A 17,764-nucleotide genomic window follows, 5' to 3' on the forward strand; every position below is an offset into this window, starting at 1 on the left:
CCACCCGACCCCCCGCTGGCGGTGCCGACGCCGCCGGCTCAGATCTCCCCGCCGCCGGCCGGGTCCTCCTCGGCGCGGGACCGGCGGTCGTTGGCCACCGGACCCTCGGTCACCTGGTACTCCCGCGGCTCGGCGTCCTGGGCGGGCGTCCAACCGGCCCCCAGCCGGGTGCGCCGGGCGTTCGCCAGTCCACCGGTGTACGTACTGTCCATCGTCACTGGTCATCCCCCTTGCCACGCGCGGGCCGCTCTGCCGGCGCGTGCCGGAAGTCTCCCGTTTTCCGGGCCGGAAAACCGTAATGTGGATCACTCATCGGAAGTCGCGGGAGGCCGGCGCGACCGGCGGCGTGATCGGGTCCAGCCGGTCGGCGGTGAGGTTGGTGACCCCCTCGTGCCGCTGCAGCAGGCCACGGACCACGAGGGCGGCGCTGGTACGGGCGACCCGCCGGTAACGCTGCCACAGCCCCGGCGAACACGTGACGTTGAGCATCCCGGTCTCGTCCTCCAGGTTGAGGAAGGTGACCCCGCCGGCCGTCGCCGGCCGCTGCCGGTGGGTGACGATCCCGCCGACCCGGACCCGCCGACCCGACTCCACCCCACCCAGCCGGGCGATCGGCACCGCGCCCAGCGCGTCGAGCCGGTCCCGGAGGAACCGGGCCGGGTGGCTCTCCGGGGACAACCCAGTGGCCCACACGTCGGCGACCAGCCGGTCCACCGCCTCCATCCCGGGCAGGGTGGGGGCCGCCGCGCCGGTCACCGTGCCGGGCAGCCGGCCCGGCCGGTCCTGGGCCGCCGCGCCGGCCGCCCAGAGCGCCTGCCGCCGGGTCAGCCCGAAACAGGCGAAGGCGTCCGCGGTGGCCAGCGCCTCCAACTGACCCGCGGTGAGACCGACCCGCCGGGCCAGATCCGGCATGTCCCGGTACGTCCCGTGCGCCGTCCGCTCCGCCTCGATCCGCTCGGCCACCCCGTCCCCGAGGGTACGGACCCCGCCCAGCCCGAGCCGGACCGCCGGCCCGCCCAGCCCCCAGGCGTGCGGCGGCTCCCCCGGCACGCTCCCCCAGCGCGTTTCCGGCGTGGACTCCAGCACCGCCCCCGCCCCGCTGGCGTTGACGTCCGGCCGGCGGACCTCGACGCCGTGCCGCCGGGCGTCGTCGACCAGGGTCTGCGGCGCATAGAACCCCATCGGCTGGGCGTTGAGCAGGGCGGCCAGGAACGCCGCCGGATGATGGCGCTTGAGCCACGAGCTGGCGTACACCAGGTAGGCGAAGCTCATCGCGTGGCTCTCCGGGAAGCCGTAGCTGGCGAACGCGGTGAGCTTGCGGTAGACGTCGTCGGCCAGCTCGCCGGTGATCCCCCGCTCGGCCATCCCGGCGTAGAGCCGGTCGGCGAGCTGCGCCATCCGCTGTACCGACCGTTTCGCCCCCATCGCCCGGCGCAACTGGTCGGCTCCGGCGGCGTCGAAGCCGGCCAGGTCGATGGCGAGCTGCATGAGCTGCTCCTGGAACAGCGGCACGCCGAGGGTCTTCTCCAGCGCGTTGCGCATCAGCGGGTGCGGGTACGTCACCGGCTCCTGGCCGTTCTTGCGCCGGATGTACGGGTGCACCGAGCCGCCCTGGATCGGGCCGGGCCGGATCAGCGCCACCTCCACCACCAGGTCGTAGAACTCGCGCGGTTTCAACCGGGGCAGGGTGGCCATCTGGGCGCGGCTCTCCACCTGGAACACCCCCACCGAGTCGGCCCGGCAGAGCATCTCGTAGACCTCGGGGTCGTCCAGCGTCATGTCGCCCAGGTCGAGGCTCTGGCCGATCAGGTCGTACCCGTAGTGCAGGGCGGAGAGCATGCCCAGGCCGAGCAGGTCGAACTTGACCAGCCCGACGGCCGCGCAGTCGTCCTTGTCCCACTGGAGCACGCTGCGGCCGGGCATCCGCCCCCACTCCACCGGGCACACCTCGATCACCGGCCGGTCGCAGATCACCATGCCACCGGAGTGGATGCCCAGGTGCCGGGGGAACGTCTGCAACTCGTCGGCGTACGCCACCACCTGCTCGGGGATGCCCTCGACGTCCACCGCCGCGACCGAGCCCCAGCGGTCGATCTGTTTGCTCCAGGCGTCCTGCTGCCCGGGCGAGTAGCCGAACGCCTTCGCCACGTCCCGCACCGCCGACCGGGGCCGGTACGAGATGACGTTGGCGACCTGGGCGGTGTGCTCCCGGCCGTACCGGGCGTAGACGTGCTGGATCACCTCCTCCCGCCGGTCGGACTCGATGTCCACGTCGATGTCGGGTGGCCCGTCGCGTTCCGGGGCGAGGAACCGCTCGAACAGCAGCCGGTGCCGTACCGCGTCCACGTTGGTGATCCGCAGCGCGTAGCAGACCGCCGAGTTGGCCGCCGAACCCCGGCCCTGGCAGTAGATGTCCTGCGCGCGGCAGAACGCCACGATGTCGTAGACCACCAGGAAGTAGCCGGGGAAGCCCAGCTCGTCGATCATCCGCAGCTCGTGTTCCAGCTGCCCGTACGCCTCCGGGTGCGCCCCGGGCGGGCCGTAGCGCTCGTGTGCCCCGGCCATCGTGAGGTGACGCAGCCAGCTCATCTCGGTGTGCCCCGCCGGCACCGGGTACGCCGGCAGCCGGGGCGCGACCAGGTGCAGGTCGAAGGCGAGTTCCGCGCCGAACTCGGCGGCCCGGGACACCGCACCCGGGTACCCGGCGAACCGGGCCGCCATCTCCGCGCCGCTGCGCAGGTGGGCGGTGGCCGCGGCGGGCAGCCAGCCGTCGATCTCGTCCAGGCTGCGCCGGGCCCGTACGGCGGCCAGGGTGGTCGCCAGCCGTCGCCGCCCCGGGCTGGAGTAGTGCACGTTGTTGCTGGCCACGGTGGGTAGCCCGGTGGCGGCGGCCAGCTCGGCGAGGGCGTCGTTACGGTCGGCGTCGACCGGGTGCCCGTGGTCGGTCAGCTCCACCGCCACCGTCTCCGCGCCGAACAGCGCGGTGAGCCGGTCCAGCTCCCGGGCCGCCGCGTCGACCCCCTCGGTGAGCAGCGCCGCCGGCACGTGCCCCTTGCGGCAGCCGGTCAGCACCAGCACGTGGTCCCGCAGCTCGGCGGCGAGCTCCTCCAGGTCGCCGTAGACCGGGCGACCCTTCTCCCCGCCGCGTAGCTGGGCCCGCGAGATGACCGACGCGAGTCGGGCGTACCCCTCGTGGCCGTGGGCCAGCACCAGCAGGTGCCGGCCCAGCGGGTCCGGTTCGCCCTGCTGCGGGCCGGGCAGCCCCAGCGACAGCTCCGCGCCGAAGACCGTCGGCAGGCCTAGCGCACCGGCCGCCTCGGCGAACCGGACCACCCCGTAGAACCCGTCGTGGTCGGTCACGGCGAGCGCGGTCAACCCCAACCGGACGGCCTCCTCGGCCAGTTCCTCCGGATGACTCGCCCCGTCGAGGAAGCTGAAGTTGGTGTGCGCGTGCAACTCGGCGTAGGGCACCGCGCCGTCCGGTCGGGTCAGCCCGACAGGCGTGTACCGCTCGCGGTGCCGGCTCCAGGCCGGCGAGTCGCCACCGTCGGCGTCGGCGAGTGGATCCACCACGTGCAGGTGCCGGTCCGTCCGCCGCCGGCCATCCGGCCCGTCCTCCCGGGACCGCCCGCCCCGAGGCCCGCCGTTCTGGAACCGGCCGCCCCGAGGCCCACCGTCCTGGAACCGGTCACCCGGGGAACGCTCGCCGGGGGAACCTCCGTCCAGGAAACGGTCGCCCGCGCTGCCGTCGGCGGGGCGTCCGGACAGCACCCGCTCCAGCTCCGACCAGGGCAGCTTCGGATTATGGAAGCTCATCCGGCCGCCCCCGCCGTGCCCGCCGTCCCCGCGGCACAGGCCGCCCTCACGGCACAGGCCGCCCCCACGGTGCAGGCCACCCTGTCGGTGCAGGCCACCCTGTCGGTGCAGCCCGCCCCCGCCCCAACAGTGCACGCCGCCCTCACGGTGCACGCCGCCCTCACGGTGCACGCCGCCCTCACGGTGCGCGCCGCCCTCACGGTGCGCGCCGCCCTCACGGTGCGCGCCGCCCTGACGCGGCGGGTCGCTCCTGCGGCGCAGGGCGCGTGGCGCGGCAGGGTCACCGCCGACAGGAGTGGTTTCTCCGATGAGTGGTATGCCGCTGAGGCATAAATATGCCTCAGCGGCATACCACTCATCATGAGGAAACAACCCTGAGGCCCGGACCAACCCGACGCGCCCCGGCCCGGACCAACCCAACCCGACGCGGCCCGGTCCGGTCCGGACCAACCCAACCCGACGCGACACGATCCGACCCAGACCAACCCGACGCAGCCCGACGCGGACCAGACAACCGGTCAGTCATAGATCGCCTCCACCAGCCACCGGCCCGCCTGGACGGCCAGCAGGAGGGCGGCGCCGTCGGCCAGGCAGACCTGGAACCGGGCCCGGCGATGGGCCTCGGTGGGCACCCACCACCGTTCGTCCAGCGGCCACGGACCGGACCAGCCGACGATCTCCGCCGGGTCGCTACCGCCGACACAGAGTCGGGCGGGGGCGCCGCTGACCACCAGCCGTGCGCTGACCACCACCGGCTCCCCGGCGGCGTCGTGCACGGTCGCGGCGAGCGGAACGGACAGCACCACGGCCGGCGCGGGCGGCGGCAGCCGTCCCGGCCAGGGCGGCGCCGCAGGCAGCCCACCCGCCACCGCCCGTGAAGACAGGCCCGCCCGTGAAGACAGGCCCGGCAGCGGAGGCAGGCCCGGCCGTGAAGACAGGCCCGGCCGTGGAGACAGGCCCGGCCGTGAAGACAGGCCCGCCCTTGGCGACATGTCCACCCGTGGAGACAGGCCCGGCCGTGGAGACACGCCCGATCGTGAGGGCACGTCCGGCAGCGGGGACACACCCCGCCGTGGGGATACGTCCGGCAGCGGGAGTGTGTCCGGCAACGGGGGCGGGCCGGGGCGGGTGGGCAGTCGTTCGTCGCCCCACGGGACCAGACGGGTCTGGTCGGCCGGGGACCGGCCGCCGCCCAGCACGGCGGTGACCACCGCCTCCGGGCCGAGGATGCCCTGCACCCGGCTCAACGCCCGGTGCGCCCGGTCCCGTTCCGCACCGGCCTCCCCCCACAGGCCGGGTTGCAGCCCACCCCGGGCCAGCAGCCCGTCGGGGATCAGCCGCAGCCGGACGATTCCGGCGGTGGGTCGGGCCGGGCGGGCACCGGGTCGACCGGTGCTGCCGGAGAGCCAGCCGTCGAGCTGCCAGCGCACCCGGTCGGCGATGGCGGCGGCGGTGAGCAGCCCGTCGTGCCGCCACACCCGGTGCAGTTCCTGGCCGTGCGCGGTGACCGCCTCGATGCCGAGCCGGGTACAGGCCAGCCCGTGCCCCGCCAGCCGGTCGTGCAGCCGCTCGGCCAGCATCCGGGCCGCGAAGGCCGCCGCGTCGACCCGGTCGAGGGGCTCGTCGTGGTGGGCGGTGACCGTCAGGTCGGCGGGCGGCTGCCGGACGGCGAGCGGCCGGTGGTCGTACCCGGCGGCGAGCCGGTGGGCGAGCGCCCCGTCGAAGCCGAACCGGGCCAGCACGTCACCGGCGGGCAGCGCGGCGAAGTCGCCCAGGGTCCGTACGCCGAGCCGGCGCAGCAGGTCGGCCAGCGCCGGTCGGCCGACCGCCTCGACGGGCAGCCCGGCCAGGAATCCCGGCGTGCCGCCCGGGGGCACCACCTGCCCGGTCCGCGCGGCGAGACCGGCGGCGAAGACCCCGTCGGCGATGCCGATCTGGCTCTCCACCGCGCAGGCCTGGGCGACCTGTTCCACGATCCGTTCGGCGGCGGCCTCCTCACCGCCGAGGTGGCGGGCGGGTCCTCGGGCGGCGAACGCACAGACGCCGGGGCGGACCACCTCGACCGCGGCGACGACCTCCTCGACCGCGGCGACGACCGGTTCGAAGGCACGGGCGTCCCGACCGGGGTCGTGGTCCACGACGGTCAGCGAAGGGCAGCGCCCCTGCGCCTCCCGTCGGCGTAGGCCCCGGCGCACCCCGACGGCGCGGGCCGGCGCCGAACAGGCCACCACCCGGTTGGCGTGCAGCACGGCCACCGGGCCGGTGGCGGGTACCCCGTCGACGATCTCGACGGCGAGCACCGGCCAGTCCGGGCACCAGAGCAGCATGGTGCGTACCGGCGTACGGGTCACGGCCCGACCACGGCCAACCCGCCCGGCCGGGCCCCGGCGGTGGACCCGGACGGGCCGGTCGACCCGGCCCGCGGGATGATCCGGGTGGACCCGTCCCCGGGCAACCACATGGTGATCTCCTTCGGGCGGGCCGCCGCCCCGCGCCCGCGGGCCGACACGGTGACCTCCCGGCGGCGCAGCCGGCCCCGGCCCGGACCGAGCCCCGCCCAGACCCCCCGGACCACCTGGAGGGTGACGTCCGCACCGGCCCAGCGACCGTACGGCACGAGCACGCAGCCGCGTTGCCGTGCCCGCGCAGCCAACCGGTCGGCGACCGGGGCGGAGACGGCGTGCGGCACGGCGGTCACCACCACGTCGACCCCGTCGATCAGGGCGGCGACCACGGTGGGCCATTCCGGGCCGGGATGGGGCACCAGGGCCAGGCGGTCCAGGGCGATGCCGGCCTCGGCGGCGGCACCGGCACCGAAGGTGGGCACCCCGACGACCGCGCACCACGACCCGGCCCGGGACGCCTCGGCGAGCAACGCCAGCACCAGGGAGGTGCCACCACTGTGCCGGGGCTGACCGGTGGTGACGGCGACCGTGCTGCCCCGGCGTAGCCCCCGGTGCGGCAGCAGGCCGGTCAGCTCGGGTGCCACCGGGAGCACCCGGTGGCCGCCCGTCGGGTCCGGCGCGCTCGCCGGACGCACCAGAGCGGCCAGTGCGGCGGAACCGACCACCATGCGGCCCGCCATCGGACCAGCCCCCCGTCGTGTCGTTACTCGGATCAGGTTGTGCGTCGGACAGCGGGCCGGCGGGGACCGGGACGCGGCCGGGTCAGCTGTTTCCCCCGGGTGGCGAGCCGGCCGCGGCCCCGCCGACCCGACCGGCGAAGCGGGTCAGGCGGCGAGGCCGTCGAGGGCGGGCTGGTGGGTCAGGCCGAGGGCCTGCTCCACCACCGCCACGAACTGCTCGGCGGCCCGGAGCAGGTCGTCGGCCTCCCGGGCGTTCACCACCCGGGGTATGCCGGCCTCGGCGGCGGCCCGCTTGCCGGCGGCGGCGGCGAAGTGCCGGGACCACTCGTCCAGCTCGGGGGCGACGCTGGCGAGCAGCACCCAGACGCTGGTGATCCGGCGTCGCCGGCTGGGCGCGGGCCGGGCGCGGGCCGCCAGCAGGGCGGCGGCGGCGCGCAGCGCGGCCAGGTGGGCGGCGGCGTAACGCAACCCGTCGGGGCGGGTCTGGGCGGCCTCGGCCAGCCCTCGTCGGGCCACCGCGAGGAGTTGGGTCGGGGTGCGGTGCGGCAGCACGTGCGCGGGCACCGTCGGCGCCTGGGCCGGGTTGGTCGGCATGACTGTCTCCTCCGCGTGACCGGGTCGGGCGGAACGCACGGTGGAGGGACTCCACCGGCGCGACGCCCGGGGCGGGTGGTGCGGAGGAAGGCGCACCGATGGGGGCCGGCCGGGTGTGGACGCTTCCCCACACCACACCCGGCCGGCGAACCGGCGGGTTCGTCGCCCGCCGCCCGGGGGTCGTGGGCGGCGGGCGACGACCTGCCTTGACGGGACCGGGCTCGCGACTGCCCGGAACCCCGGTGCGGTCCGCGAAACCGCACCTGCCCGGGTCGGCGCCGCGAAACACCGCCCCCGGGGGCGTTGGAACGGGTGTGCGAGTGAATCGAACACTCGTTCTAACTGCTCTGACAGTACACCCTGCCCCCGACGAAAACGCAACGGTGGCGTACGGCGTGCCAGGTTGGAGCCCCGCCCGCACCCGGCAGCGGCGGAACCGGACCGTGCGGCGCGGGCGCACGGACCGGATAGCCCGGCATGGCGCGGTGCGGGACCGGCCGGCGCGGAACAGGAGCACCGGACTGCCCGCCGGTGGGGGTGCGGCCGGATGCGGGGCGCTCGACCGGGACCGGCTGCCGCAGCACCGACGGCACCGGGGAGAATGGCCCCATGCAGTCACACCCGAACGTGCAGGCGGTGCAGCGGGCGCTCGACGACGCGGGCGCGCGGGACGGGTCCGACTCCCCCAGCCGGGTCCGGTTGCTGCCCGAGGCGGTGCACACCGCCGCCGCGGCGGCCGCCGCGCTCGGCGTCCACGTCGGCGCGATCGCCAACTCGCTGGTCTTCGACGCCGACGGCACCCCGCTGCTGGTGCTCACCTCCGGCGCGCACCGGGTGGACACCGCCGGCCTGGCCGCCCACCTCGGGGTGACCCACCTGCGCCGGGCCACCCCCGAGTTCGTCCGGGAGCACACCGGGCAGGTGATCGGCGGGGTCGCCCCGGTCGGCCACCCCGGGCCGCTGCGCACCCTGGTCGACACCGCCCTGGCCGGCCACCCCGAGGTATGGGCCGCCGGTGGCGTACCGCAGGCCGTCTTCCCCACCACCTACCCGGAGCTGCTGCGGATCACCGGCGGCACTCCCGCCGAGGTGGCGTGAACACCACCCCGGAGCTCGTCACCCTGCACGTGTGGCGGGTGCCCCGGGCCGCCGTGGGCCGGGCGTTGACCCGGATGGCCCGGCATCCGTGGCGGCTGCGGCGCACCCCCGGCGTACGGTTCGGCAAGCTGCTCGGCACCGGGACCGGCACCGGCTTCGGCCCGGGGGACGCCGACCTGACCCGGTGGGCCGCGCTGGTGGTGTGGGACTCCCCCGCCGCGGCGGCCGGCTTCGACGCCTCCCCGGTGGGCCGCTCCTGGGCCCGGATCGCCCGCGCCTCGGCCCGGCTGGAGCTGCGCCCGGTGACCAGCCGGGGCGAGTGGTCGGGCCGGCGGCCGTTCGGCGAGCCGGCGGGCGGCCGGGTCGACGGGCCGGTGCTGGCGCTGACCCGGGCCCGGTTGCGTCCCCGCCGGGCGCTCACCTTCTGGCGGGCCGTCCCCCCGGTCGCCGCCGCGCTGCACGCCGCGCCGGGGCTGCTCGCCCGGTTCGGCGTCGGCGAGGCGCCGCTCGGCTGGCAGGGCACGGTCAGCGTGTGGCGCGACCCGACGGACCTCGTGGCGTTCGCGTACCGTCACCCGGAGCACCGGGCGGCGATCACCCGCACCCCCACCGAAGGGTGGTACGCGGAGGAGTTGTTCGCGCGCTTCGAGGTGCGCGCCGTGGTCGGCGACCGGTCGGTGCTGGGCTGGGTCGCCGAGGGTGACCCGCAACCGTGAGAGGACGCGCATGAGGTTGGTGCGGTGGACGCCGGAGGATCTCGTCCGGCGGCTCGACGACGTGGTCACGGTCTACGGGGAGGCGATGGGCTACCGCAGCGACCTGCTGGAGGCCCGGCGCGGCTACATCGCCACCCACGCCCGCCGGCCCGGGTTCCGCGCCGTCGCCAGCCTCACCACCGAGGGCCACCTGGCCGGCTTCGGCTACGGCTACCTCGGTGCGGGTGGACAGTGGTGGCACGACCAGGTCTTCCGGGCGCTGGACCCGGACGCCCGGCAGCGCTGGCTGACCCACTGCTTCGAGGTGGTCGAGCTGCACGTCCGGCCGGCCGCGCAGGGGCACGGCGTGGGCGCCCGGCAGCTCACCGCCCTGCTCAGCCTCGCTGAGGGCGGCACCACCCTGCTGTCCACCCCGGAGGCCGACGAGCGGACGTCGCGGGCCTGGCGGCTGTACCGGCGGTTCGGCTTCGTCGACGTGCTGCGGCACTTCCGGTTCCCCGGTGACGAACGGCCGTTCGGGGTGCTCGGCCGGGACCTGCCGCTGCCCCGCCCCGGCACGTCCGGCCCGGCCACACCATGACCCGCCGGCACGTCCCCTGGCTGCTGCTGGCCGTCCTGGTGCTGGCCCAGATCTGCTATCCGCTCACCACCGGCGGCACCCGGGCCCGGCTCACCGTGGCCACGGTCGTCCTCGGTTACCTGCTCTCGGTGGGGCACGCGCTGCTCACCCGGGGCGCCCGGGCGGCGGTGGCGCTGGTCGCGGTGGCCACCGGCGGCGGGTTCGCGATCGAGGCGCTCGGGGTGGCCACCGGCTTCCCGTTCGGCAGCTACGACTACTCCGGCGAGTTGGGGCCGAAGCTGGCCGGGGTGCCGTTGATCATCCCACTGGCCTGGACCTGGATGGCCTGGCCCGCCTGGCTGGCCGCCGTCCGGCTGACCACGCCCACCGGCAGGCTGACCACGCCCGCCGGCCGGGCACCCGCCGCCGGCACCGCGACGCCCCGGTGGGTGGGGCACGCCGGGCGGGTGGCGCTGGCCACCGTCGGACTGGCCGGCTGGGACCTCTTCCTCGACCCGCAGATGGTGGCCGAGGGCTACTGGGTGTGGCGCGACGCCACCCCGGCCCTGCCCGGCCTGCCCGGCATCCCGGTCAGCAACTACCTGGGCTGGCTGCTCTTCGCGGTGCTGCTGATGAGCGCGCTGCGCCCGCTGGCCGGGCCGTCCGCCGCGGTCACCGGCTCCCGCGACGACCCGATGTTCGCGCTCTACCTGTGGACGTACTTCTCCAGCGTGCTGGCGCACGCGGTCTTCCTCCGGCTGCCCGCCTCGGCGGTCTGGGGTGCGGTCGGCATGGCGGCCGTGGCGGTGCCGCTGGCGGTGACCCTGCTACGCGCCCGCCGACGGCCCGCCGACCGGCCGGTGCCGGACCGGCCCGGCGTCGACACCCCGGCATGAGCGGCACCCGGCCCGGCCGACCCGCCCCGCCACCGTGCTGGCACCCGACGCCGGGACGGCACCGACCGCACCCGGCCTGGTCGGTGAAGGGGCGGTGACCGTCGTCGCGCTCGTGCTGGCCGTCGCGGTGACCGCACTGACCACACACACCTGGGTCAACGCCCGGTACTGGCTGCGCCGGCCCGCCGACGGGCCGGTCGGGGTCGACGAGGCGGTGGCGGTGCTGCTCCCGCTGCGCGACGAGGCCGACCGGGTCACCCCGTGCCTGCGCGCGCTGCTCGCCCAGCAGGGGGTGCCCGACCTGCGGATCGTGGTGCTCGACGACGGCTCGACCGATGGCACCGCCGAGGTGGTCCGCGCGGTCGTCGGCGACGACCCCCGGGTCACCCTGCGCACCGGGGTCACCCCGCCACCGGGCTGGCTGGGCAAACCGCACGCCTGCCACCAGCTCGCCGGGCACGCCGACCCGACCGCCACCGTGTACGCCTTCGTCGACGCCGACGTGGTGCTCACCCCGTACGCGGTGGCGGCGGCGGTGACCGAGCTGCGGGCGGCGCGGGCGACGCTGCTGTCGGCGTACCCGAGGATTCTGGTGCGGACGGTCGGTGACCGGCTGGTGCAGCCGCTGTTGCAGTGGTTGTGGCTGACCTTCCTGCCGCTGCGCGCGATGGAACGCTCGGCGCGGCCGTCGCTGGCCGCGGCCGGGGGGCAGTTCCTGCTGGTGGACCGGGCCGGCTACGAGCGGGCCGGCGGGCACGCCGCCGTCGCCGACCGGGTGCTGGAGGACATCGAGCTGGCGCGGGCGGTGAAGCGCGCCGGCGGCCGGATCGCGCTGGCCGACGGCTCCCGGCTGGCCGCCTGCCGGATGTACGAGACCTGGCCGCAGCTGCGCGACGGCTACACCAAGTCGCTCTGGGCCACCTTCGGCCACCCGGCGGCCGCCGCGGCGGTGGTCGCCGCGCTGCTGCTGCTCTACACCGCGCCGCCGCTGCTGGCGGTGGCGGCGCTGGTGGCGGGTTCGCCGCCGGCCGCCGGGCTGGCCCTGACCGGGTACGCCGCCGGAGTCGCCGGCCGGGTGCGCAGCGCCCACGCCACCGGCGGCCGGGCCTGGCCCGACGCGCTGGCCCACCCCGTGTCGGTCGTGGTGCTCGGTTGGCTGACCCTGCGGTCGTACCATCTGCGGAAGCGGCGTCGCCTGTCCTGGCGGGGCCGCCCGGTCAGCTAGGAGGCGCGGCATGGCGCGGATCGTGGTCATCGGCGCCGGCGTGGGCGGGTTGGCCACCGCCGCCCGGCTGGCCGTCAGCGGGCACGAGGTGACCGTCTTCGAGCGGTCCGGCACCGTCGGCGGCAAGCTCGGCCGGTACGTCCGGCACACCCCGGCGGGCAGCTTCCACTTCGACACCGGGCCGAGCCTGCTCACCCTGCCGCAGGTCTTCCACGACCTGTTCGAGGCGACCGGGGCGAAGCTCGACGAGTACCTCGACCTGACCCCGCTGGACCCGATCGTGCGGCACGTCTTCCCCGGTGGCGGGCCGGTCCTCGACTCGTGCGCCGACCCGGACGAGTTCGCCGCCCGGATCGGCGTCGCCCTCGGCGACCGGTCCGCCGCCGACTGGCAACGGCTGTGGCGGCGGGCCGCCCGGGTGTGGACGGCCTCACACCGGGACATCCTGCGGCGTACCGTCGACTCGCCGCGGGACCTGGCCGCGCTGGCCTGGCGGCTGGGTGACCTGGCCGCGATCGGCCCCGGCCGCACCCTGCGCGGGCTGGGCCGCAGCCACCTGTCGGACCCCCGGCTGCGGATGCTGCTGGACCGCTACGCCACCTACACCGGCGCGGATCCGCGTCGCGCCCCGGCCGCGCTGGTGGCCGTCCCCTACGCCGAGCTGACCTTCGGCGGCTGGTACCTGCGCGGTGGGCTGGGCACCCTGGCCGACGCGCTGCTCTCCCGCTGCCTGGACCTGGGCGTGACGGTCCGCACCGGGGAGACGGTCACCCGGATCGACGCCGCCGGGGGCCGGGTGCACGGGGTACGCCTCGCCGGGGTCCACGCGCCCGTCCCCGCCGACGTGGTGGTCGCCAACGCCGACGCGCTCACCGTCTACCGGGACCTCCTGCCCCACCCGCGCCGGCTGGCCGCGCTGACCGACCGCAGCCTGGCCGGTTTCGTGCTGCTGCTCGGGGTACGCGGCGACTCCGGGCTCGCCCACCACACCGTCTTCTTCCCCGGCGACTACGACGCCGAGTTCGACGCCGTCTTCGGCGACCCGGGGCGGGGGATCCGGGCCCGGCCGGCGACCGACCCGACGGTCTTCGTCACCGTGGCCGACGACCCGATGGTCCGCCCGGCCGGGCACGAGGCGTGGTTCGTGCTGGTCAACGCCGCCCGCCACGGCACCGCCCCGGATGCGGTCGACTGGCGTCGGCCGGGGCTCGCCGACGCGTACGCCGACCGGATCCTCGACGTACTCGCCGAGCGGGGGGTCGACGTGCGGGACCGGCTGCTGTTCCGCGAGATCCGCACCCCGGCCGACCTGGACGCCGCGACCGCCGCGCCCGGCGGGTCGATCTACGGTACGGCGGGTGGGCTGCTCCGCCCCGCCAACCGGGGGCCGGTGCACGGGCTGTGGCTGGTCGGCGGCTCCAGCCACCCCGGCGGCGGCCTGCCGATGGTCACCCTGTCCGCCCAGATCGTCGCCGACGAGATCGGCCCCGCCTGGTAGAAATCCCCGCCCCATGGCCCGCCCGGGCCGCGCCCCGGGCGCGGGCGGGTCAGCCGGCGTCGAGCAGGGCGCGGCGGACGGTGGAGAGGAGCTGGCCGAGGCCGAAGCCGGCCAGCAGCAGCCAGACGGCGGTGGCCATGGTGATGGTGCCGGCGGACAGGTCCAGGTCGATCAGCCCGGTCAGCCCGGCCAGCAGCAGCCCGACCAGGGCGACGCAGACCCGGGTGGGCCGCTCCCCCACGGTGACCGCGCCGATCTCCCGCATCCCGGCGGCGACCGCGCGGGCCCGGACGTACTCGTGCAGCCAGGACAGCGCGCCGGCCGCGACCACCAGCGCCCCCGGCGCGCCGACCAGCCAGAACGCCACCAGCCAGGCGATCTCGCCGAGCCGGTCGGCGACCGAGTCGTAGACGTAGCCGAGCCGGGTGGTCCGGCCGGTGGCGACCGCCACCGCCCCGTCCACACTGTCGGCGACCGAGGCGAGCAACACGAACAGCGCCCCCACGATCGCCCCCTGGGCCGACCGGACGCTGAACAGCGGTACGCACAGGCAGAGCAGCACCCCGCCGACGGTCACCGCGGTCGGGGTGACCCGCAGCCGGCCCAGTACGTAACCGACGTGGTAGGCGAAGCGCAGCCAGGCACGGACCACCGGCGCGGCGGCCCGGGGGTCGAAACCGCCGTGCAACCGGGCCCAGGCGGTCGCGTACTCGTTCCAGTTCAGCTGTGTGCCCACCATCGGTCAACCGCCGCGGTGTGGTCGAGGTGTCGGGGTCAGCGCGTTCACACCCGGGCGTCGGCCCGCAGGCTGCGCCACACCTCCCGGGTCGCGGGTGAGCGGTTGAGGGTGATGAAGTGGATACCGGGCACCCCCTCGTCGAGCAGCCGGGCGCACATCTCGCTGGCCTGCTCGATGCCGAGCCGGCGGACCGCCTCCGGGTCGTCGGCGACCCGCGCGAACCGCTCGGCCAGCGCGGGCGGGAAGGGCGCCCCGGACAGCTGCACCGAGCGTTCGATGGTGCCGATCTGGGTCACCGGCATCACCCCGGCCAGGATCGGCGTGTCACAGCCGGCCGCCGCCACCCGGTCGCGCAGCCGCAGGTAGTCGTCGGCGTCGAAGAACATCTGGGTGATGGCGAACTCCGCGCCGGCCCGGCACTTGCGGACGAAGTGCGCGGTGTCGCTCTCGACGTCGACCGACCGGGGATGCTTGTAGGGGAAGGCGGCCACCCCGACGCTGAAGTCACCGGCGTCGCGGACCAGCCGGACCAGGTCCTCGGCGTAGTCGACGCCCTCGGGGTGGCGGATCCACTCCCCGCCCGGGTCGCCGGGCGGGTCACCACGCACGGCGAGCACGTTGCGGACCCCCACCCCGGCCAGTCGCCCGATCACGTTGCGCAGCTCGGCGACCGAGTGGTTGACGGCGGTCAGGTGCGCCATCGGCAGCAACGTGGTCTCGGTGGCGATCCGCTCGGTCACCGCGACGGTGGTGTCCCGGGTCGAACCGCCCGCGCCGTAGGTGATCGACACGAACGACGGGCGCAACGGCTCCAGCTCGCGGATGGTCTGCCAGAGCAGCTGCTCGCCCTGCGCCGTCTTGGGCGGGAAGAACTCGAACGAGAACGTCGGCTGGCGGTCGCGGATCAGCTCCCCGATCGCCGGCTGGGGATTGGGGAGGACGGAGGGAAGACCGAGCGCCACGTGTCGACTCTAGCGGGCGTTGCCGCCCGGCTTCACGTACTTCCCACCAGAACATCGACACTCGCCGAGCCGACCGACGTCCCACCCGCGCCCCGCAGTGACGCGCCGGGGTGGTGGTCACGCTAACCGCGCCTCGTCCTCTTGCCGGTGGCCCGGATCGGAACGGCGGGGCGAAGACCGTCCCTCCGCACGAAGATCTTCCGGCGCGACACAGCGTCCCCCCTCGCGTCCAGTTGATAGCCGTCGAGCCATACCCACCCGTCGTACGTAGGCCAGTCGAGCACGCGGATCAGCCGGAAACGGATGGGCTTGAGGAACTGGACACTCGCGGCCCTGGTCACGTCGAATGCGTCTCCGGCCCTCACCGGTTCTTCCTGTCCCGCCAGGCACGTAGCGTCTCGCCGGCCTGCGTCAGGCGCACGCAGGAGCCGTCGGGCCGACACCGAGAGCAGACGCTGCGATGGTGGAAGTCGACCACGTAGCCGGCCATGAGCACAGCGAACGGTGGCTCCGACCCCGCCTCAACCATGGCGGGTGGCCCAGCCCGGCGAGGCCGCCGGCCCCGGTCCCTCTCGGCTCGGCAGGCACCTGTCAGCCACGGGGCCAGGAGCCCCGGTTGGGCCGTACGCCGTTTCCGGCGCGTCGGCTGGGCGCATGATTCGTCGTCGACCGATCGCCCGCCGCCGGCCAGCACCGGACAGGGCCGCGCCGAGCGAAAACGACAGCTTCTCGCGTGGGTGCCGGCTTCTGGACGATGTCGACGGCTCTGGCCGGCCGGTGAAACCACTTCCAACGGGACACAAGACTTCTCCCCAGTGCTGACGGTTTGCGGATTGCCACCGAGGGTAGCCCAGCTCGTTCCACTCGTACAGGCCCGTACAGCACGCATTAGAACGAGCTGCACGGACAATGCTGTGCTGTACGTAGCTGGTCGAGATTGTCGTGTTCGTCGTTCCTAAGGTCCGACCATGAGCATCGATGAGATGTCGCCAGTGCCGTTCTACGTACAACTGGCTGACCTACTCGCCAAACAGATCGAAGACGGGACGCTCAAACCTCGGCAACCGATTCCGAGCGAGGCCTACCTGCAACAGACCTACGGCGTGTCGCGCGGAACGGTACGAGCGGCCGTCAAGCTGATGCGCGAACGCGGGCTGGTGTTGACGTTCGCCGGTCGCGGGACGTGGGTCGCCGAGCAGAAGTGACCCGACGGGCGTCCGCCCGCCGGGCCGACGCGCCGGGGCGCTGGTGCGGCGGCGACGGTGGCGACCGGCTAGCGTCGGGGCGTGACCCACGCCGCTCCCGTCTCCCCCGTCGACCGTGCCGGCCTGCGGCAGCGCGTCGACAAGGCCCTGACCGAGTTCCTGGCCGGCCGGCGCAGCTGGATGGCCGGCATCGACGAGGCCCTCACGCCGGTCGCCGAGGCGGTCGAGGGGTTCGTGCTCGGTGGCGGCAAACGGCTGCGCCCGGCGTTCGCGTACTGGGGGTTCCGGGGCGCCGGCGGGGTGGACGCCGACCAGGTGGTCACCGCCCTGGCCGCGCTGGAGTTCTTCCAGGCCAGCGCCCTGATCCACGACGACCTGATGGACCGCTCCGACACCCGGCGCGGCGAGCCGGCGGTGCACCGGCGGTTCGCCGCCCGGCACCGGGCGACCGGCTGGAACGGCAATCCGGACGGCTTCGGCGACGCGGCGGCGATCCTGCTCGGTGACCTCTGCCTGGTCTGGTCCGACGAGATGCTGCACTCCGCCGGGCTGGACCCGCGCACGGCGGCCCGCGCCCGGCCGGTCTTCGACGAGATGCGCGCCGAGGTCACCGTCGGGCAGTACCTGGACGTGCTGACCCAGGCGACCGGCGAGGTCTCGCTGGAGCGGGCCGGCAAGGTGGCCCGGTACAAGTCGGCCAAGTACACCGTGGAACGGCCGCTGCTGCTCGGTGGCGCGCTCGCCGACGCGTCCGCGGACGTGTGCACCGCCTACTCGGCGTACGGGTTGCCGCTCGGCGAGGCGTTCCAGCTCCGCGACGACGTGCTGGGGGTGTTCGGCGACCCGGCCCAGACCGGCAAACCGGCCGGCGACGACCTGCGCGAGGGCAAGCGCACCTACCTGGTGGCGGCGGCGGTGGAGGTCGCCGACCGGGCGGGGCGGGAGCTGCTGCTCGGCCGGCTCGGTGACCCGGCGCTGGACGAGGACGGGGTGACCCGGCTCCGCGAGCTGATCAGCGCCACCGGCGCGTTGGCCCGTACCGAGCAGCGCATCGTCACCCTGACCGACGCCGCCCTGGCCGCCCTGGCCGGCGTCGACCTCGACACCGAGGCCCGACAGGCCCTGGTCGACCTGGCCATCGCCGCCACCCGCCGCGCCGACTGACCCCGCCCCGTCCCCACTCCCCCGCGCGCCGCCCTACGCCGCCGCCCCGCCCTACGCCGCCGCCCCACTCCACCCCGCGCTGAACCTCGTTGATCAAGAGGTTCAGGTCACGAGATGAGCCGGCAGGTGACCTGAACCTCTTGATCGTGCTGTGGTCTCGTGACTTCAGGGGGCCGGCTCTGGGACGGGAGGGGAGGCGGGACGGGG

17 protein-coding genes are annotated in these 17,764 nt (G+C 75.3%); 9 read left to right on the forward strand and 8 right to left on the reverse strand.

The window, feature by feature from the left end; genetic code table 11:
- Positions 1-38: 38 nt before the first annotated feature.
- Both O7625_RS28850 and O7625_RS28855 read right to left on the reverse strand, forming a co-directional pair.
- Positions 39-218 carry a hypothetical protein gene (locus O7625_RS28850; RefSeq protein ID WP_067301863.1) on the reverse strand — a complete coding sequence of 60 codons (180 nt, stop codon included), beginning with the start codon at positions 216-218 and terminating at the stop codon, positions 39-41.
- Positions 219-309: 91 nt separating this feature from the next.
- On the reverse strand, positions 310-3,816 hold the full coding sequence (locus O7625_RS28855; RefSeq protein WP_282342989.1) for an error-prone DNA polymerase: 3,507 nt from the start codon (positions 3,814-3,816) through the stop codon (positions 310-312).
- Here O7625_RS28855 and O7625_RS28860 point away from each other — a divergent pair.
- Positions 3,805-4,149, forward strand: a complete 345-nt coding sequence (locus O7625_RS28860) for a hypothetical protein (protein WP_282342991.1) — start codon at positions 3,805-3,807, stop codon at positions 4,147-4,149. The genes O7625_RS28855 and O7625_RS28860 overlap by 12 nt on opposite strands.
- Before the next feature lie 185 nt (positions 4,150-4,334).
- Here the strand turns inward: O7625_RS28860 and O7625_RS28865 are convergent, their stop codons facing one another.
- From O7625_RS28865 to O7625_RS28875, 3 genes are all read right to left on the reverse strand, one after another.
- A complete protein-coding gene (locus tag O7625_RS28865; RefSeq protein ID WP_282347127.1) occupies positions 4,335-6,143 on the reverse strand; it encodes a DNA polymerase Y family protein in 1,809 nt (602 codons plus the stop codon).
- Between the two features lie 20 nt (positions 6,144-6,163).
- Positions 6,164-6,901 carry a hypothetical protein gene (locus O7625_RS28870; RefSeq protein WP_067301869.1) on the reverse strand — a complete coding sequence of 246 codons (738 nt, stop codon included), beginning with the start codon at positions 6,899-6,901 and terminating at the stop codon, positions 6,164-6,166.
- A gap of 144 nt (positions 6,902-7,045) precedes the next feature.
- Positions 7,046-7,495, reverse strand: a complete 450-nt coding sequence (locus tag O7625_RS28875; protein WP_067301872.1) for an SAV_6107 family HEPN domain-containing protein — start codon at positions 7,493-7,495, stop codon at positions 7,046-7,048.
- Positions 7,496-8,104: 609 nt separating this feature from the next.
- Between O7625_RS28875 and O7625_RS28880 the strand changes: the two genes are divergently transcribed.
- The 6 genes from O7625_RS28880 to crtI all read left to right on the forward strand — a co-directional run bounded on the left by O7625_RS28880 (position 8,105) and on the right by crtI (position 13,487).
- Complete coding sequence (locus O7625_RS28880; protein WP_282342996.1) at positions 8,105-8,593, forward strand: YbaK/EbsC family protein; 489 nt, start codon at positions 8,105-8,107, stop codon at positions 8,591-8,593.
- Complete coding sequence (locus O7625_RS28885) at positions 8,590-9,309, forward strand: monooxygenase (protein ID WP_282342998.1); 720 nt, start codon at positions 8,590-8,592, stop codon at positions 9,307-9,309. Before O7625_RS28880 ends, O7625_RS28885 begins: the two co-directional genes overlap by 4 nt.
- 10 nt (positions 9,310-9,319) lie before the next feature.
- Positions 9,320-9,889, forward strand: coding sequence for a GNAT family N-acetyltransferase (locus tag O7625_RS28890; protein WP_282343000.1), 570 nt, complete (start codon positions 9,320-9,322; stop codon positions 9,887-9,889).
- Positions 9,886-10,764: a carotenoid biosynthesis protein gene (locus tag O7625_RS28895; RefSeq protein ID WP_282343003.1), complete on the forward strand. Its 879-nt coding sequence runs from the start codon at positions 9,886-9,888 to the stop codon at positions 10,762-10,764. The genes O7625_RS28890 and O7625_RS28895 overlap by 4 nt, the downstream gene beginning before the upstream one ends.
- 94 nt (positions 10,765-10,858) lie before the next feature.
- The gene (locus O7625_RS28900; protein WP_282343005.1) at positions 10,859-11,989 is read left to right on the forward strand and encodes a glycosyltransferase family A protein; all 1,131 of its coding nucleotides are present in this window, start codon (positions 10,859-10,861) and stop codon (positions 11,987-11,989) included.
- 10 nt (positions 11,990-11,999) lie between these two features.
- Positions 12,000-13,487, forward strand: a complete 1,488-nt coding sequence (gene crtI / locus O7625_RS28905) for a phytoene desaturase family protein (RefSeq protein WP_282343006.1) — start codon at positions 12,000-12,002, stop codon at positions 13,485-13,487.
- A 49-nt stretch (positions 13,488-13,536) separates the two neighbouring features.
- Here crtI and O7625_RS28910 read toward each other — a convergent pair whose 3' ends face one another.
- The 3 genes from O7625_RS28910 to O7625_RS28920 all read right to left on the reverse strand — a co-directional run bounded on the left by O7625_RS28910 (position 13,537) and on the right by O7625_RS28920 (position 15,553).
- Positions 13,537-14,226, reverse strand: a complete 690-nt coding sequence (locus O7625_RS28910; RefSeq protein ID WP_067301891.1) for a CDP-alcohol phosphatidyltransferase family protein — start codon at positions 14,224-14,226, stop codon at positions 13,537-13,539.
- A gap of 44 nt (positions 14,227-14,270) precedes the next feature.
- A complete protein-coding gene (metF, locus tag O7625_RS28915; protein WP_067301893.1) occupies positions 14,271-15,188 on the reverse strand; it encodes a methylenetetrahydrofolate reductase [NAD(P)H] in 918 nt (305 codons plus the stop codon).
- A 122-nt stretch (positions 15,189-15,310) separates the two neighbouring features.
- Positions 15,311-15,553, reverse strand: coding sequence for a hypothetical protein (locus O7625_RS28920; RefSeq protein ID WP_282343013.1), 243 nt, complete (start codon positions 15,551-15,553; stop codon positions 15,311-15,313).
- Between the two features lie 603 nt (positions 15,554-16,156).
- Between O7625_RS28920 and O7625_RS28925 the strand changes: the two genes are divergently transcribed.
- Both O7625_RS28925 and O7625_RS28930 read left to right on the forward strand, forming a co-directional pair.
- A complete protein-coding gene (locus O7625_RS28925; RefSeq protein WP_282343014.1) occupies positions 16,157-16,393 on the forward strand; it encodes a GntR family transcriptional regulator in 237 nt (78 codons plus the stop codon).
- Between the two features lie 81 nt (positions 16,394-16,474).
- Positions 16,475-17,557 (forward strand): polyprenyl synthetase family protein, encoded by a 1,083-nt coding sequence (locus O7625_RS28930; protein WP_282343016.1) that lies wholly within the window; start codon positions 16,475-16,477, stop codon positions 17,555-17,557.
- Positions 17,558-17,764 lie beyond the last annotated feature (207 nt).

The organism is Micromonospora sp. WMMD714, assembly GCF_029581315.1.
Classification (GTDB): Bacteria; Actinomycetota; Actinomycetes; order Mycobacteriales; family Micromonosporaceae; genus Micromonospora; species Micromonospora rifamycinica.

Coding starts and splice junctions, on each gene's coding strand:
- O7625_RS28860 (WP_282342991.1), top strand. CDS start 3,805: ATGGAAGCTCATCCGGCCGCCCCCGCCGTGCCCGCCGTCCCCGCGGCA.
- O7625_RS28855 (WP_282342989.1), bottom strand. CDS start 3,816: ATGAGCTTCCATAATCCGAAGCTGCCCTGGTCGGAGCTGGAGCGGGTG.
- O7625_RS28865 (WP_282347127.1), bottom strand. CDS start 6,143: ATGCTGCTCTGGTGCCCGGACTGGCCGGTGCTCGCCGTCGAGATCGTC.
- O7625_RS28870 (WP_067301869.1), bottom strand. CDS start 6,901: ATGGCGGGCCGCATGGTGGTCGGTTCCGCCGCACTGGCCGCTCTGGTG.
- O7625_RS28875 (WP_067301872.1), bottom strand. CDS start 7,495: ATGCCGACCAACCCGGCCCAGGCGCCGACGGTGCCCGCGCACGTGCTG.
- O7625_RS28880 (WP_282342996.1), top strand. CDS start 8,105: ATGCAGTCACACCCGAACGTGCAGGCGGTGCAGCGGGCGCTCGACGAC.
- O7625_RS28890 (WP_282343000.1), top strand. CDS start 9,320: ATGAGGTTGGTGCGGTGGACGCCGGAGGATCTCGTCCGGCGGCTCGAC.
- O7625_RS28895 (WP_282343003.1), top strand. CDS start 9,886: ATGACCCGCCGGCACGTCCCCTGGCTGCTGCTGGCCGTCCTGGTGCTG.
- crtI (WP_282343006.1), top strand. CDS start 12,000: ATGGCGCGGATCGTGGTCATCGGCGCCGGCGTGGGCGGGTTGGCCACC.
- O7625_RS28910 (WP_067301891.1), bottom strand. CDS start 14,226: ATGGTGGGCACACAGCTGAACTGGAACGAGTACGCGACCGCCTGGGCC.
- O7625_RS28925 (WP_282343014.1), top strand. CDS start 16,157: ATGAGCATCGATGAGATGTCGCCAGTGCCGTTCTACGTACAACTGGCT.